Below are 15,932 nucleotides of genomic sequence, written 5' to 3' on the forward strand. Positions count from 1 at the left end.
TCCCTTCTCCCCTTGTAGGAGAAGGTGGCCTCGCGGAGCGAGGTCGGATGAGTGGCGCTCCAGCTTGGCAATGACGGCACGCCGTCACCCACCCCCTCAACCGTCTCGGCGCCGGGCACTGATCCACCGCCCTGGGGCGAGCCACGAATCTCGCCCCGTCCTTCGGACCCCACAAGGGGAGAAGGAAGAACCTGCCCCACCACCGCCTTGCCAAACCCACCCGCACTGCTATTCTTGCTGCTAAAATAATTTCACACACAGGCAAACTTGTTTCTCGAACCGCAAGGCTGAGATGAGCCAGTCGCCCTACCCTGCCGTCGCATCCGGACCACCCCGGCCGAGCCTGATCCTGCGGCCCGGCCAGATCGCGCTGCCGCCGGGCATGGAGCGCTATACGGTCCAGGGCAATGGTGCGGTGCTGATCGAGGTCGAGGCCGGCGACACCATCACGGTGCGCAATGTCGAGGGCGGCCAGGCTTGCGAACTGCTGGCGTGGGATGGCACGGGTGCGACCGATCCCTCCATCCTCGGGGAAAAATCCAACAGCAATGCCGCCGGCATCAAGGTGCTGCTTGCCGAGGGCGATGACAGTCTCGCGTCCCTGCGGCGCGGGCTCGCGCGCCGGCAGGTGCAGCTCGACCAGGCCAAGGCGGTGCGCGTATTCGGCGGCGCCACGCCGGCCGGCACCGAACAGGCTTTCAGCGTTGCGCGCGTCGGCTCGGTGGTGATCGCCGCGCCCGGCGGGCCGATGCTGGTCGACGGCCATGATACGGCGACGCCGCTTACCGTGATCGTGCGGCGTGCCACCATCCGTCCGGCGGCGAAGTCGCAATTGGCCGACCCGCTCGCCGATCCGGTGCTCGACCTGCGCGTCCATTCGGCGACGGCGGAATCCTATTTCGTCAAAGCCGGCGACTATCTGCAGATCATCGACGTCGACGGGCGCCAATGCACCGACTTCCAGTGCTTTTCGGCGCGCAAGCTGGACAAGGGGCTCGACCATCCGCTCGATGTGACGACGACACGCACGCTGATGGGATCGAGCTATCCGATGCCGGGGCTGCACTCGAAATATTACGACCAGGACATGGAGCCGCTGGTCGAAGTGGTGCAGGACACATGCGGCCGGCACGACGCCTTCGCGCTCGCATGCGCCGCCAAATATTACGATGACATCGGCTATCCCGGCCATGCCAACTGCTCGGAGAACTTCAACCGCGCGCTGTCGGACAAGGGCGTCACGCCACGCGCCGGCTGGATGGCTATCAACTTCTTCTTCAACACGGCAATCGACGCGCATGGCGTCATGGTCTCCGACGAGCCATGGTCGCGGCCAGGTGACTATGTGCTGCTGCGGGCGCTGACCGACATCGTCTGCGTGTCCTCCGCCTGCCCCGACGACACGACGCCGGCCAATGGCTGGGACCTGACCGACATCCATGTGCGCACCTATTCCGGCCAGCACAAATTCTCGCGTGCGATCGCCAGACGCATGACGCCCGATTCGGAACCGAAAATGACCCGCGAGACCTCCTTTCATTCGAGCTTTGCCAAGCACACCCGCGACTTCGTCGAGTACAGGGGCTATTGGCTGGCCAATTCCTTCGCCAGGGAAGGCGCGATCGCCGAGTACTGGGCCTGCCGGCAGGACGCCGTGATCATGGACCTGTCGCCGCTGCGCAAATTCGAGGTCACCGGCCCGGATTCCGAAGCGCTGCTGCAATACACGCTGACCCGCGACGTCAAGAAGCTCGGCGTGGGCCAGGTCGTCTATTCCGCCATGTGCTACGAGCATGGCGGCATGATCGACGATGGCACGCTGCTCAGGCTCGGCAAGGACAATTTCCGCTGGGTCGGCGGCGACGATCTGTCCGGCGAATGGCTGCGCGAGACGGCGACAAAGCTCGGCCTCAACGTGCTGGTGCGCTCGTCCACCGACCAGATGCACAATATCGCCGTGCAGGGGCCGAAGAGCCGCGACATCCTGAGGAAGGTGATCTGGACCTCGCCGCTGCAGCCGTCGATCGAGGAACTGGAATGGTTCCGCTTCGCCGTCGCGCGCATCGGCGGCGGCAATGGCGTTCCGGTCGTCGTCTCGCGCACCGGCTATACCGGTGAACTCGGCTACGAGATCTGGTGTCATCCGCGCGACGCCGAAAAGGTCTTCGACGCGATCTGGGCCGCCGGCCAGCCGCATGGATTGAAGCCGATGGGCCTGCAGGCGCTGGACATGGTGCGCATCGAGGCCGGGCTGATCTTCGCCGGTTACGAGTTCTCCGACCAGACCGACCCGTTCGAGGCCGGCATCGGCTTCACCGTGCCGCTGAAGTCCAAGACCGACGACTTCATCGGCCGCGAGGCGCTGATCCGGCGCAAGGAGAACCCGCAGAACAAACTGGTCGGGCTCGACATCGATGCCAACGTCGCGGTCGGCCATGGCGATTGCGTGCATGTCGGCCGCGCCCAGATCGGGGTCGTCACGTCGGGCATGCGCTCGCCGGTGCTGAACAAGACCATCGCGCTGGCGCGGCTCGATGTCACCCACGCCGCCATCGGCGCGCGAGTTGAAATCGGCAAGCTCGACGGCCACGCCAAGCGGCTGCCGGCGCGAGTCGTGGCCTTCGCCCATTACGATCCGCAGAAGACCAGGCCGCGTTCCTGACCGCGGCCTTCCGGGCATACGGGATTGCCCATCGGCGGCGCCGCGGGGCACATTTGTGCGCCCGCCCGCAAGCGTGATGTGCACGGCGCGACAAAACGCTTGACGTGAAAGCGCGCCGGATCAATCTTCACTCCTAAGAAAAAAATACGACTGAGTGGAAACACTGAAGTCGCGGCGATATTGGCCGGGAGCAAGCTTCGCACAGCCGAGGCGTCGCCGGCGGGGAACATCAAAAAGGGGAATTCACCGACATGAGCACCATAAGCACAGTCCTGGACCAGCCTGCCGAAAGCAAGCTGCTCAGGCATATCGACTGGCGCGGCGCCTTCTGGGTGGCGAGCGGCGTCCCGGCCCTCGTCCTGTTCTCGATCGGCGGCATTGCCGGCACGACCGGGACGCTCGCTTTCCTGATCTGGACGGTGTCCATGGTCATGGGCTTCCTGCAATCCTTCACCTATGCCGAGATCGCCGGCCTGTTCCCGAACAAATCGGGCGGCGCCTCGATCTACGGCGCCACCGCCTGGCTGCGCTACTCCAAGTTCATCGCGCCCTTGTCGGTATGGTGCAACTGGTTTGCCTGGTCGCCGGTGCTCTCGCTCGGCTGCTCGATCGCCGCCGCCTATATCCTCAATGCGCTGGCGCCGGTGCCGATCTTTACCGACACGTCGCCCGAGGTCGCCGCCTATATCGCGGCACATGCCGGAACGAGCGCCGGCGACGCCATTACCGCGGTGACCGCGGCGGCGACCCCGGCGATCCGCACGTGGTCGGCGTTCAGTCACACGCTGGGTCCGGTGTCCTTCACCTTCAACGCCACCTTCTTCATCGGCGCCGTGCTGATGCTGATGATCTTCTCGATCCAGCATCGCGGTATCCTGGGCACCGCCAATGTGCAGAAATATATCGGCCTGCTTGTCATCGTCCCGATGCTGATCGTCGGCGTCGTGCCGATCTTCACCGGCCAGATCAACTGGGCCAATTTCTCGCCGCTGGTTCCCTTGGCCGCCGCCTATGCGCCAGAGCCCGGCGCCTGGAACATCGCCGGCTGGACGCTGGTGCTCGGCGGCATGTTCATCGCCGCCTGGTCGACCTACGGCTTCGAGACCGCCGTCTGCTACACCTCCGAGTTCAAGAACCCAGGCACCGATACCTTCAAGGCCATCTTCTATTCCGGCCTGCTCTGCATGCTGCTGTTCATCCTGGTGCCGTTCACCTTCCAGGGCGTGCTCGGCCTCAACGGCATGCTGGCGACGCCGATCGTCGACGGTTCGGGCGTGGCGGATGCTCTCGCCGGCATGGTCGGCGGCGGCGGGCTTATCCACAGCCTGCTGGTGATGCTGATGATCCTGGCGCTTGTGCTGTGCATCATGACGGCGATGGCCGGCTCCTCGCGCACGCTCTACCAGGGCTCCGTCGACGGCTGGCTGCCGCGCTACCTCAGTCACGTCAACGAGCATGGCGCGCCGACGCGGGCGATGTGGACCGACCTGTGCTTCAACCTGATCGTGCTGGCGATCGCCTCGGCCGATGCGACGAGCTTCTTCTTCATTCTCGCCGTATCCAATTGCGGCTACATCATCTTCAACTTCCTCAACCTCAATGCCGGCTGGATCCATCGCATCGACAACGGCCATATCGCGCGGCCGTGGAAGGCCCCGACGTGGCTCTTGGGGATCGGGGCGATCTTCGCCTATGTCAACGCGATCTTCATGGGCGCCGGCGCCAAGGTGTGGAACCCGATGGCGCTGTGGGCCGGGCTGATCACCGCGGCGCTGATCATCCCGGTGTTCTGCTTCCGCCATTACATCCAGGACGGCGGCAAGTTCCCCGACCACATGCTGGCCGACCTCGGCATGGCGGGAGCGGACCTCTCGGTGAAAAAGGCGGGCATGCTGCCCTATCTGACGCTGGTCGCCGGCGTGGCGGTAATGCTGATCGCCAACTGGTTTTTCGTCATCTGATTTGCCTGACGGGCAAGCGGCCTTCGGCTCCGCAAGAACAGAAATTGGCCGGTCTCAAATGAGACCGGCCGATTTCGTTCATTCAGCCGCCAAAGCGAGTTGCGGCCTCTCGACGCCTTCGACGGTTTCTGGTTCGGGCGTCTGTTCGTCGGTCGGCACCTTCTTGCGCTCGCGGCCGAAGAACAGGGCGTAGCCAGCGGGCAGCACCAGGATGGTGAGCACGGTTGCAACCAGAATGCCGCCCATCATGGCGTAGGCGAGCGGCCCCCAGAATACGCCGCGCGAGATCGGGATCAGCGCCAGAACCGCGGTCATTGCCGTCAACACGATCGGCCGAAAACGGCGCACAGCCGAGCCGATGATCGCTTCGGAGCGTTCCATGCCTTTCGCGATGTCCTGGTCGATCTGGTCGACGAGGATGATGGAGTTTCGCATGATGATGCCGAGCAGCGCGATGACGCCGAGGATGGCGACGAAGCCGAACGGCGCGCCGCTGATCAAAAGGGCCGCGGCCGCACCGATGATGCCGAGCGGACCGGTGGCCAGCACCAGCATCGCCTTGCCGAAATGCTGCAGCTGGACCATCAGCAATATGACGATGACGGCCAGCATGATCGGCGCCTTGGCGGCGATGGAAGCCTGGCTTTCCGCCGAGTCCTCGGCACCGCCCTGGATCTCGATCTTGTAGCCCGGCGCAAGCCCGTCGCGCAGATCCTTCATGTCGTTGTACATTTTGGTGACGACATCGTTGGACTGCACGCCGTCGGGCAAGGTCGCCCGCACGCTGATGGTCGGCAAGCGGTCGCGCCGCCACTCGACGCCTTGCTCCAGCACCGGCACAACCTTGGCCACCTGCGACAGCGGCACGAAGCCACCGAAATCGGTCGGGATGTAGATGGAATCGACCGAGGACAGCAGGGCGCGGCTGGCATCCGGTTCGCGGGCGACGATGGACACCGTTTCTTCGCCGTCGCGGAAGTCGCCCAGCGGCGCGCCGGACATGGACGCCTGCAGCATCTGGCGAATGCGTTGCGAGGTGACGCCCAGCGCGCGGGCGCGGTCCTGGTCGATGACCAGCTTCATCGCCGGCACAGGTTCCAGCCAGTCGTCGTGGACGGCGCTGAGCAGCGGGTTGGCCTGGAATTTCGCCTTCACCTGGTCGGCAATGCGCCGCACTTCCTGGCGGTCCGGGCCCATGACGCGCATCTGCACCGGCCAGCCTGTCGGCGGGCCGAGGAACAAGCGGTCGACCTTGCCGCGGATGGAGGGGAAGTCCTGCGCCAGGATGGTGCGCAGCTTGACGATCAGCCGCTCGCGCGCCGGCTCGTCATTGGCCATCACAAGAAGCTGGGCGAAGTTAGGATTCCTGAGCTGCTGGTCCAGCGGCAGGAAGAAGCGCGGCGCGCCTTCGCCGATATAGGTGGCGATGAAGCGCTTGTCCTTGTCGTCCATCATCTTGGCTTCCAGCGCCTTGGCCTGCGTCTCGACTTCCTTGATGCTGGTGCCTTCCGGCAGCCAGAGATCGACGAGGATTTCCGGGCGCGACGATTGCGGGAAGAAGTTCTGTGGAATGAACTGGAAGGCCCACAGGCTGGTGGCGAAGGTCACCAGCGTCATCGTCAGCACGATGATGCGATGGCGCACGGCCCAGGTAACGGTCGAGCGAAGCCGGCGATAGAAGCTGGTGTCGAAGACGTCGTGGTGGGAGCCGGCATGCTTGCGCTGCTTGAGGATCATATATCCCAGCCATGGCGTGAAATAGACCGCCACGAACCAGGACACGACGAGCGCGATGCCGACGACGTAGAACAGCGTGCGGACATATTCGCCGGCGGTGGAGGCGGCGAAGCCGACCGGAATGAAGCCGGCGGTGGTGATCAGCGTGCCGGTCAGCATCGGGAAAGCGGTCGAGGAATAGGCGAAACCCGCCGCCTCGATCTTGACCAGCCCCTCCTCCAGCTTGCGTTCCATCATCTCGACGACGATCATGGCGTCGTCGACAAGCAGGCCGAGCGCGATGATCAAGGCGCCGAGAGAAATGCGCTGCAGGTCAATGCCGATCTCGTACATGATGGCGAAAGTGGCGGCCAGGACCAGCGGGATGGCGATCGCAATGACAAGTCCGGAGCGCCAGCCGATCGACAGGAACGAGACGACGAGCACGATCAGCAGCGCTTCGCCGAGCGCATGCATGAACTCGCTGACAGCGTCCCTGACGACCTCGGGTTGGTCCGATATCTGGTCGACGGAGACGCCATAGGGCAGCGCCTCCTCGAATCGCTTGTAGGTCGCCTCGACGTCCTTGCCGACATCGGTGACGTTGAAGCCCTTGGCCATGACGACACCGAGCTGGACGCTCTCGTGGCCATTGAACCGGTACTTGCGCTCGAAAGGATCCTCCAGCCCCGAGCTCACGGTGGCGATATCGCCAAGGCGCGTCACCTGGTTGCCGGCGCGCAAGCGCAGCTCGCGAATGTCGGCCGCCCTGGTGACATCGCCCTCAACCGAAATGCGGACCGAGCGCAGGCCGGTGTCGACAGAGCCTGCCGGGTCGACATTGTTCTGTCCCTTGATCGCGTTCTGCAGGTCGGTCAGCGTCAGGCCGCGCTCGGCCAGCGCCTTGGACGAGACGTCGATATAGATCTTCTCGGGCTGGTCGCCGATGATGACCGCCTTCTCGACGCCGGGCGTCGTCAGCAGCATGTCGCGGGCCTGGATGGCGAACTTCTTCAATTCGGGATAGCTGAAGCCATCGCCGCTGATGGAATGCAAGGTGATGAAGGTGTCGCCGAATTCATCGTTGAAATAGGGGCCGAGCAGGCTCTGCGGCAGATCGCCTGCTATGTCGCCGACCTTCTTGCGCACCTGATAGAAGGCGTCGTTGACCTGGGCAGCATTGGTGTCGCCCTTGATCTGAACCGTGATGATGGCGCTGCCGGCGCGCGTGTAGGAGCGCACGAAGTCGAGATGCGGCGTTTCCTGCAGCTTGCGTTCGATCTTGTTGACGACCTGGTCTTCCATCTCCTGGATCGAAGAACCCGGCCAGATCGCCTGCACGACCATGACGCGGAAGGTGAAATCGGGATCTTCCTTCTGGCCCATGCGCATCAGGCCGAGCGCACCGGCAAGGATGATCAGGCCGAACAGGAAACGTGCGATGCTCGGATGCCCGATCGCCCAACGCGAGAGGTTGAAAGGCCGCTTTTCAGTGTTGCTGTCGGTGGTCATGGCGCCAGTCCAGTCCAATTGATCTGCAGGGCAGGTTCATCATGCCGTTCATGCGTTCTTCGTCTGGCTTCCGGGCGGCGAAGCTCCCTCAAGCGGAGAGACTCGCATCGCGTGTGACGCGACAATGATGCGGGGGAGCCATCTTGCCGGCGTCTCGACGATCGGGCGCCTGCTGCCCGGAAACCATGGCCTGCCCGGTCTTGCGGCTCGCGCCGCCAAGACAGGGGGGCTTTCGTAGTGCCTGGCTGTCAGCGCAGGCTGCTGGTGGCAGCGTCGTCCGCCGCCGAGGCGGACTGCTGGAGACTATCGCCGGACAGCTTGACCTTCAGATTGTCGGTCATGAACTGGGTGCCAGCGGCAACCACGACGTCGCCCTGCTTGAGGCCGTCGGCAACCGCGACGCCATCGGCGGTGAAGTTCGCGATCTTGACCGGACGCGAATGCACGGTGTCGCTGCCGCGGTCCACGGTCCAGACGATCTTCTGGCCGTCCTTTTCAGCCAGGGCGCTGAGCGGGATCGAGACCAGCTGGGTCTTGCTGTCGATCGACGCCTGCACGTTGGCGGTCATGCCGAGCAGCACGCGCGGATCGTTGGGAAGCGAGACGCGAACGGCGAAGGTACGCGACTGCGGGTCGGCGCTGCCGGCCACTTCGCGGACCTTGCCGGCAAGCGTCAGCGCATCGTCCGCCCAGAAGCTTGCCTTGACCTCCTTGCCCGGCCTGAAGCCGGCAATATCCATTTCCGGTACCGCGATCAGCACTTCCTTCTCGCCATCGACGGCAACCGTCATCACGGGCGTGCCGGCACCGACCACCTGGCCGACATCGGCACTGACCGCGGTGACGATGCCGTTCTCGCTCGCCTTGAGGTCGGTATAGTGGACTTGGTTCTGAGCCTGGGCGAGGGTCGAGCGGGCAGCATCGCGCGCCGCGACCGCTTGGTTGTAGGCCAGCGTCGCCTGCTCGAGCTGCGATTTCGGCGCGAAATTCTTGGCATAAAGCTGCTCGGCGCGCTTCCTGGCGAGATCCACCGTCTCGACCTGGCGCTCGGCGGCGTCAAGGCTCGCCGCGGCGCTTTTGACCGAAAGCTCGTAATCGGAGGGATCGATGCGGGCGAGGACGTCGCCCGAGGTGACATGCTGGCCGATGTCGACGAGCCTCTCGGTGACCTTGCCGGCAACGCGGAAGCCGAGATTCATCTCGGTGCGAGCACGCACCGAGCCGGAGTAATCGAGCTGGCGGGTGGTCTGCGCCGCGCCGATCTCGACGACCTTGACGGGGCGGATGATATCCCTGACCTCCGCCTTCTCCTGGGAACAACCGGCCAGGCCGAGTGCCGCGACGATCAGGCCGGCAACCGGCAGCCAGCGGATAATGGAATTGGACGAAGACACCTTAGCACTCCCAAACTGGAGATTGATTGTCGTTGCCGGCGCCCGGCGGGCGGCGGCTATTTCTTCAAGGCCTTGATCGCATAGTCGATGAGGTCGTCGGGCATCGCCCGGTTGGTCTTGGCAAGACACTGGGCCACCATCTGCGGGTGGCACAAAATGACAGTAGCGGCGCCGAAGCAGCGCGACGCAATCACCGGATCCTGCTCCCTGAATTCGCCGGCCGCGATGCCCTCGCGGATCACCTCGGCAAAAAGATCGTGGATACTGTCGACATGCTTGTCGATGACGCCCCAATCGCGCTCGAGGGCGACGATGACCATCTCATGGACCTTCTGGTCGTCGAGCATGACCTCCATGGTCATCTTGTACTGCGCGTGCACGTAGCGCCGCAGCCGTTCCTCGGCGCTGATCGGCAAATGCATGATCTCGTAGGCCATCCTGTAGCTGGCCCCGAGCATCCGGCCGCAGACCGCCTGGTGGATTTCGACCTTGGACGCAAAGAAGCGATAGATGTTGGCTGGCGACATGCCGAGTTCGCGGGCAATGTCGGCGACATTGGTCTTGCCGTAGCCATAGTGCCGGAACAGGCGCTCGGCGCAATCGAGAATGCGCGTTACATTCTCCTGGCGAGCGGCATCGGCGACGAGGTTGGCGGTTTCGGACATAGCCTCTTTCGATTTACTAGTGATGAATTTTAATTTTCGTCACTCGTAAATCGAAAGGAACGCGATGTCAACGCGGATTCGGCGTACGCGTACAAAATGGTGACAGATGGTGACAGTCGCAGGTGTGCAATGACCGACGTTGCCGATTGCGAATGGCGCTCATCCCGTCATCATCAAGGGCGTAGCAAGGAGCGGAGCGACGCGCAGACTCTCAGAATCCATGCTGCGACCTCTGTCGAAAAAAATAAATCGGCTCAAAGGGTTAGGCCGACCAGCATCCACAATCTTGGAAAGCCATTGTCGGCCGTCGGATCACGGCTGCCGGGTCGCGGCATGGAGCCTAGGGCTCCGCGACGGAGCTTCGCTCCTGCAACGCTCTGGGATGACCAACTCGCGGATGCTGGTGCAAACTGCTACGAGTTGGCGCTGCCACTCTTCGCCATCTCCCTTAGCCGGAATTTCTGGATCTTCCCCGTCGAGGTCTTGGGAATCTCGGCGAACACCACCGCTTTCGGCAGCTTGAAGCGGGCAAGCAGCGCACGGCAATGCTCGATGATCTCGGCCTCGGTCGCTGTCTTGCCGGGCTTCAGCTCGACATAGGCGACCGGCACCTCGCCCCATTTCTCGTCCGCCCGCGCCACCACGCCGCAAGACGCAACGGACGGGTGCTTGTAGAGCGCGTCCTCGACCTCGATCGAGGAAATGTTCTCGCCGCCCGAAATGATGATGTCCTTGGAGCGGTCCTTGAGCTGGATATATCCATCCGCATGCATGACGCCGAGATCGCCGGAGTGGAACCAGCCGCCGGCGAACGCCTCGTCGGTGGCCTTGCGGTTCCTGAGATAGCCTTTCATGACGATGTTGCCGCGAAACATGACCTCGCCGATGGTCTGGCCGTCGGCGGGCGTCTGCGTCATCGTTTCGGGATCCATCACCGTGAGGCCTTCGAGCGCGGCGTAGCGGACGCCTTGCCTGGCCTTCCTCGTGGCCCTCTGCCCCTTCTCCAGATGATCCCACTCATTGTGCCATTCGTTCACCACCGCCGGGCCGTAGGTCTCGGTCAGACCATAGAGATGCGTGACGGCGAAGCCGGCATCGGCCATGCCGGTGAGCACCGCTTCCGGCGGCGGCGCGGCGGCCGTGTTGAAGGTGACGGCTTGCGGGAACTGGCGCTTGTCCTCATCCCTGGCGTTGATCAGCACCGACATGACGATCGGCGCGCCGCACAGATGGGTGACGCCATGGTCGGCGATGGCGTCGTAGATCTGCTTCGGCCGAACCCAGCGCAGACAGATATGGGTGCCGGCCTGGACGGCCAAGGTCCACGGAAAGCACCAGCCATTGCAGTGGAACATCGGCAGTGTCCACAGATAGACCGCGTGCTTGGCCATGCCGGCATGGACGGTGTTGGCGTAGGCCATCAGGGCAGCACCCCGATGATGGTAGACGACGCCTTTCGGGTTGCCTGTCGTGCCCGAGGTGTAGTTGAGCGAAATGGCGTCCCACTCGTCGTCTGGCATCGACCAGGCGAAATTCTCCTCGCCCTCGGCGACGAAGGCCTCGTAGTCAAGCGTGCCGATGCGACCGCCCTTCGGATAGGGAGCGTCCGCGGCGTAGTCGGGATCGTCATAGTCGATGACCAGGGGCTTCACCTTGGCCAGGTCGAGCGCTTGCCGAACCACTTCGGAGAATTCGCGATCGACAATAAGCACCCTGGTCCCGGCATGGTCGAGCTGGAAAGCGATCACGGCGGCGTCGAGGCGAGTGTTGAGCGAATGCAGCACCGCCTTGGTCATTGGCACGCCGAAATGCGCCTCCAGCATCGGCGGCGTGTTCGACAGCATCACCGTCACCGTGTCGCCCTTGCCTATGCCGCGCCTGGAGAGCGCCGAGGCGAGCTGCAGCGAACGCCGCCAGAAATCGCGATACGTCACGCGCTGCCGGCCATGGATGATGGCGACATGATCGGGATAGGTCTTGGCTGCCCGCTCCAGATAAGTGAGCGGCGTCAGCGGCTGGTGGTTGGCAGCGTTCCTGTCGAGATCCTGTTCGTAAGGGTTGCCCATCCTGTCCTCCCCGTATGTCCCTTTGCCGACATGTTCTAACCACAGGCTCGGGCCGCGTCACCAGCAACGATGCCACGACAAAGCGCGTCTGGCGCAATGATGGTCTAGATTTGGCGCGCGTAAAGGCATTGCGTACCTCCGCGCGGTTTGACTTTTGTCGAGAGCCGTGACTAATGTCAGCCGAGGAGAAGGCATGGCAATCCGACCGGCAGAACAACTTATCCACAAGGCCGCCTGGCTCTATTATGCGCATGGCCTGCGCCAGGACCAGGTGGCGAGCCAGCTTAACATTTCCCGCGCCTCGGTTGCCATGTATCTGCGCAAGGCGCGAGAGACCGGCATCGTCAACATCTCGACCTCGACCCAGCTTTTCACCGACGACGTCATGGCGCGCAAGCTCGAGGATGCACTCGGTCTCGACGCGGTCTGGATCGCGCCGGAAAACGGCCATATCGCCGATCCCGCCACCGACATCGCGGTGCTGGCGGCGAGCGTCTTTCTCGAACTGGTGAAAAAAGGCGACCGCATCGGCGTCGCCTGGGGACGCACCGTCTACATGATCGCCGACATCATGTCCTACGCCGATCTCCAGGATGTCACCGTGGTGCAGCTCTGCGGCAATCTCGGCGCGCCCTATTCCTATCGTCCCGACCAATGCACGATGGAGATCGCCCGGCGGCTCAACGCCAAGGGCATCAATTTCTACGCGCCGCTCGTGCTGACCACCGAAGAGCTGGCGCGCGGCCTGCGGGCCGAGCCTGTAATCCGCGAACAGCTGTCGAGCATCCACGAATGCGATCTGGCGCTGTATTCGGTCGGCGCCGTCGATGCCGACAGCCATCTGGTCAAATGCGGCGCGCTGACATCAGACGAAATGGCCGACCTGCGCAAGGCGGGCGCGGCCGGCGTCATTGCCGGGCAGATCATCGATGCCGAGGGCAAGGTGCTCGACTGCGGCTACAACCGGCGGGTGATCTCGGCGGAGCTTTCCTCGCTGCGCGCCATTCAGAAGCGGCTGATGGTGGTGCAGGAGAACAGCAAGTTCGAACCCCTGCTCGCTGCGATCGCCGGCGGCCTTTGCACGCATCTGGTGGTCGGCGCCGATATGGCGCAGCGGCTTCTGGATCATGCCGGAGCGCCAGGCAAAAAGGTATCCTAGAGACCATTCCTGCCGCGCCCGTCATCAAGGCGTCGTGGCATTCCTGTTTCACCACTATGACAGCAACTGGACGAAGCTAATGAAGAACCTGTGGAATGACGGCGACGCGGAGAAGATGGTTGCCGACTATGCAAAGAAAGGCGTCGGACGCGATCTCGCGCTGCGCGTCTACACGACGCGCCTGCTGGGCGGCGAACCGCGACTGGTGCTGCATGGCGGCGGCAACACTTCCTGCAAGACCAAGGCGACCGACCTCGTCGGCGACGAATGGGACGTGCTGTGCGTCAAGGGCAGCGGCTGGGACATGGCCGTCATCGAGCCGCAGGGCTTGCCGGCGGTGAAGATGGGCGCGCTCATCAAGGCGCGCGCGCTGAACAAGCTCTCCGACGAGGACATGGTCGCGCTGCAGCGGGCGAACCTCATCGATCCGTCCTCGCCCAATCCTTCGGTCGAGACTTTGCTGCATGCCTTCCTGCCGCACAAATTCGTCGACCACACGCACTCGACCGCCATCCTGGCGATCGTCGACCAGGAGGACAGCAAGCCGCTGGTGAAGACGGTGTTCGGGGCCAAGATGGGTTACGTGCCCTACATCATGCCGGGCTTCGACCTCGCCAAGGCGGCGGCCGATGTTTTCGACGCCGACCCTGATGTGGAAGGACTGATCCTCGACAAGCACGGCATCTTCACCTTCGGCGACGACGCCAAGCAGGCCTACGACCGGATGATCCATTATGTGAATGTCGCCGAGGAGTATGTTGCCAGCCACGCCAAGCCGAGGGCGGCAAAGGCCGCGCTTCCGGCGAAGCTCGCGACGCCGGCTTCCATCGCTCCTATGTTGCGCGGCGCCGTGGCGGTGGCACGCGGCGAAGGCCGCTTCGACCGCATGATCAGCGATTTCCGCACCTCGGATGCGATCGTCGATTTCATCAATTCGGCCGAGATCGCCGACTACGCCGCGCGCGGCGTGTCGACGCCGGACCTGTCGATCCGCATCAAGACCGGGCCGATGGCGGTGCCGGCGCCAGATGCGGACAAGGCCGGCGACTACAAGGCCGTCATCAAGAGCCATGTCGACGCCTTCGCCAAGGAATACCGCGCCTATTTCGAGACCAATGACGCGCTCGACGACGTCAAACGCACCATGCTCGACCCGATGCCGCGGCTGACGCTGGTGCCGGGGCTCGGCATGTTCGGCCATGGCCGCACGCTGAAGGATGCCAGGATCGCTTCCGATGTCGGCGAAATGTGGATCGAGGCCGTGCGTGGCGCCGAGGCGGTCGGCCGTTTTCATCCGCTTTCCAAGGCCGACCTGTTCCCGCTCGAATACTGGTCGCTGGAACAGGCCAAACTCGCCTCCAACAAGCCGAAGCCGCTGACCGGCCAGGTCGTGCTGATCACTGGCGGAGCCGGTGCGATCGGCGCCGCGACAGCCAAGCTTTTCGCCGACAATGGCGCCCATGCGGTGGTCGTCGATCTCGATGGCGAAAAAGCCGCTGATGCGGCCAAGAAAGCGGGCAACAATTCGATCGGCGTCGCCGCCGATATCACCGATCCGGACCAAGTGCGTGCAGCCTTCGACAAGGCGGTCGCCGTGTATGGCGGCGTCGACATAGTGGTGTCCAATGCCGGTGCCGCTTGGGAAGGCCGGATCGGCGAACTTGACGACGCGCTGCTGCGCAAGAGCTTCGAGCTCAATTTCTTCGCCCACCAGTCGGTGGCGCAGAACGCGGTGCGCATCATGCTCGAACAGGGTACCGGCGGCGCTCTCCTGTTCAACACCTCCAAGCAGGCGGTCAATCCGGGTCCGAAATTCGGCGCCTACGGCGTGCCGAAGGCGGCGACGCTGTTCCTGTCCAGGCAATATGCACTGGATTACGGCGCGCATGGCATCCGTTCCAACGCCGTCAATGCCGACCGCATCCGCTCCGGGCTGTTGACCGACGCCATGATCGCCAGCCGATCGGGCGCACGCGGCGTGTCGGAAAAAGAGTACATGTCCGGCAATCTGCTCGGCCAGGAGGTGACGGCGCAGGACGTGGCGCAGGCTTTCCTGCACCACGCGCTGGCCGACCGCACAACCGCCGACGTAACGACGGTCGACGGCGGCAATATCGCGGCGGCGCTGCGGTAGCACGGTCACGCACAGCGCAGACGGCAGGCTTGCAAGAACACCCGTTTGTAGCTACATTGTGGCTCAACAGTAAGGAGTCGCAACATGGCTACGGATACGGTTGTCCGCGCTCGAATTGATGCCGCGACAAAGGACCAGGCTACCGAAGCCCTGGCGGCAATGGGACTGTCGGTCTCCGACGCCATTCGCCTGCTGCTGGTCCGCGTCGCCGCCGACAAGGAATTTCCCTTTCCGGTGAAGGTGCCGAACGCAACCACCCAAAAGGCCATGGCCGAATTGGAAAAAGGCAAAGGCAAGCGTTTCGCGTCAGCCGACGAATTGTTCAAGGATTTGGGCATCTGACATGCCGACGCCCGTTCACTCCGGGCAATTCCGCAGGGACGTTAAGCGCATGGAGAAGCGTGGCAAAGACCTCGCTAAATTGCGCGAGTTGTTGGGCCTGCTCATCGCCGGACTGCCGGCGCGTTATAAGGATCACCCCTCTAAAAGGCGACTGGAAAGACTATCGGGATGCGCATGTAGAACCGGATTGGCTCTTGATCTACCGCATTGCCGACGATGAGCTGCGGCTTGCCCGCACCGGCTCCTACTCCGATCTGTTCAACGAATGAAGACAGCAAAAAAGCCGCCTGCAGTTGCTGCAAGCGGCTGTTCCAAGTGTGA

At 63.5% G+C, this 15,932-nt stretch carries 10 protein-coding genes; 6 read left to right on the forward strand and 4 right to left on the reverse strand.

Features of this window, described 5'->3' with window-relative positions; all coding sequences use genetic code 11:
* Positions 1 to 292 precede the first annotated feature (292 nt).
* Positions 293 to 2,662 carry a DUF1989 domain-containing protein gene (locus tag LB541_RS02185; RefSeq protein WP_224617700.1) on the forward strand — a complete coding sequence of 790 codons (2,370 nt, stop codon included), beginning with the start codon at positions 293 to 295 and terminating at the stop codon, positions 2,660 to 2,662.
* Positions 2,663 to 2,913: 251 nt separating this feature from the next.
* A complete protein-coding gene (locus LB541_RS02190; protein ID WP_140564312.1) occupies positions 2,914 to 4,623 on the forward strand; it encodes an APC family permease in 1,710 nt (569 codons plus the stop codon).
* 78 nt (positions 4,624 to 4,701) lie between these two features.
* On the opposite strand, the gene LB541_RS02195 is transcribed toward LB541_RS02190, so the two are convergent.
* The 4 genes from LB541_RS02195 to LB541_RS02210 form a co-directional block, all read right to left on the reverse strand.
* The gene (locus LB541_RS02195) at positions 4,702 to 7,851 is read right to left on the reverse strand and encodes an efflux RND transporter permease subunit (RefSeq protein ID WP_224617704.1); all 3,150 of its coding nucleotides are present in this window, start codon (positions 7,849 to 7,851) and stop codon (positions 4,702 to 4,704) included.
* Positions 7,852 to 8,099: 248 nt separating this feature from the next.
* Positions 8,100 to 9,245 (reverse strand): efflux RND transporter periplasmic adaptor subunit, encoded by a 1,146-nt coding sequence (locus LB541_RS02200; protein WP_224617705.1) that lies wholly within the window; start codon positions 9,243 to 9,245, stop codon positions 8,100 to 8,102.
* A gap of 56 nt (positions 9,246 to 9,301) precedes the next feature.
* Entirely contained in the window at positions 9,302 to 9,910 is a 609-nt protein-coding gene (locus LB541_RS02205; RefSeq protein ID WP_140497843.1) for a TetR family transcriptional regulator, read from the reverse strand.
* Positions 9,911 to 10,323: 413 nt separating this feature from the next.
* Entirely contained in the window at positions 10,324 to 11,976 is a 1,653-nt protein-coding gene (locus LB541_RS02210) for an acyl-CoA synthetase (RefSeq protein WP_140672580.1), read from the reverse strand.
* A gap of 193 nt (positions 11,977 to 12,169) precedes the next feature.
* On the opposite strand from LB541_RS02210, the gene LB541_RS02215 reads away from it, so the two are divergent.
* The 4 genes from LB541_RS02215 (at position 12,170) to LB541_RS02230 (ending at position 15,880) form a co-directional block, all read left to right on the forward strand.
* A complete protein-coding gene (locus LB541_RS02215) occupies positions 12,170 to 13,135 on the forward strand; it encodes a sugar-binding transcriptional regulator (protein WP_140497839.1) in 966 nt (321 codons plus the stop codon).
* Between the two features lie 79 nt (positions 13,136 to 13,214).
* Positions 13,215 to 15,269, forward strand: coding sequence for a bifunctional aldolase/short-chain dehydrogenase (locus tag LB541_RS02220; RefSeq protein ID WP_140564317.1), 2,055 nt, complete (start codon positions 13,215 to 13,217; stop codon positions 15,267 to 15,269).
* Between the two features lie 84 nt (positions 15,270 to 15,353).
* Positions 15,354 to 15,611: a type II toxin-antitoxin system RelB/DinJ family antitoxin gene (locus tag LB541_RS02225; protein ID WP_140497837.1), complete on the forward strand. Its 258-nt coding sequence runs from the start codon at positions 15,354 to 15,356 to the stop codon at positions 15,609 to 15,611.
* Between the two features lie 59 nt (positions 15,612 to 15,670).
* Positions 15,671 to 15,880: a type II toxin-antitoxin system YafQ family toxin gene (locus tag LB541_RS02230; protein WP_404926805.1), complete on the forward strand. Its 210-nt coding sequence runs from the start codon at positions 15,671 to 15,673 to the stop codon at positions 15,878 to 15,880.
* Positions 15,881 to 15,932: the final 52 nt, after the last annotated feature.

Origin of the sequence: Mesorhizobium sp. BR1-1-15 (assembly GCF_020165475.1) — a bacterium.
GTDB lineage: Bacteria > Pseudomonadota > Alphaproteobacteria > Rhizobiales > Rhizobiaceae > Mesorhizobium.

What these genes read in the sequence shown, in the direction of transcription:
- LB541_RS02185 (WP_224617700.1), top strand. Translation starts at nt 293, where the DNA reads ATGAGCCAGTCGCCCTACCCTGCCGTCGCATCCGGACCACCCCGGCCG.
- LB541_RS02190 (WP_140564312.1), top strand. Translation starts at nt 2,914, where the DNA reads ATGAGCACCATAAGCACAGTCCTGGACCAGCCTGCCGAAAGCAAGCTG.
- LB541_RS02195 (WP_224617704.1), bottom strand. Translation starts at nt 7,851, where the DNA reads ATGACCACCGACAGCAACACTGAAAAGCGGCCTTTCAACCTCTCGCGT.
- LB541_RS02205 (WP_140497843.1), bottom strand. Translation starts at nt 9,910, where the DNA reads ATGTCCGAAACCGCCAACCTCGTCGCCGATGCCGCTCGCCAGGAGAAT.
- LB541_RS02210 (WP_140672580.1), bottom strand. Translation starts at nt 11,976, where the DNA reads ATGGGCAACCCTTACGAACAGGATCTCGACAGGAACGCTGCCAACCAC.
- LB541_RS02215 (WP_140497839.1), top strand. Translation starts at nt 12,170, where the DNA reads ATGGCAATCCGACCGGCAGAACAACTTATCCACAAGGCCGCCTGGCTC.
- LB541_RS02220 (WP_140564317.1), top strand. Translation starts at nt 13,215, where the DNA reads ATGAAGAACCTGTGGAATGACGGCGACGCGGAGAAGATGGTTGCCGAC.
- LB541_RS02225 (WP_140497837.1), top strand. Translation starts at nt 15,354, where the DNA reads ATGGCTACGGATACGGTTGTCCGCGCTCGAATTGATGCCGCGACAAAG.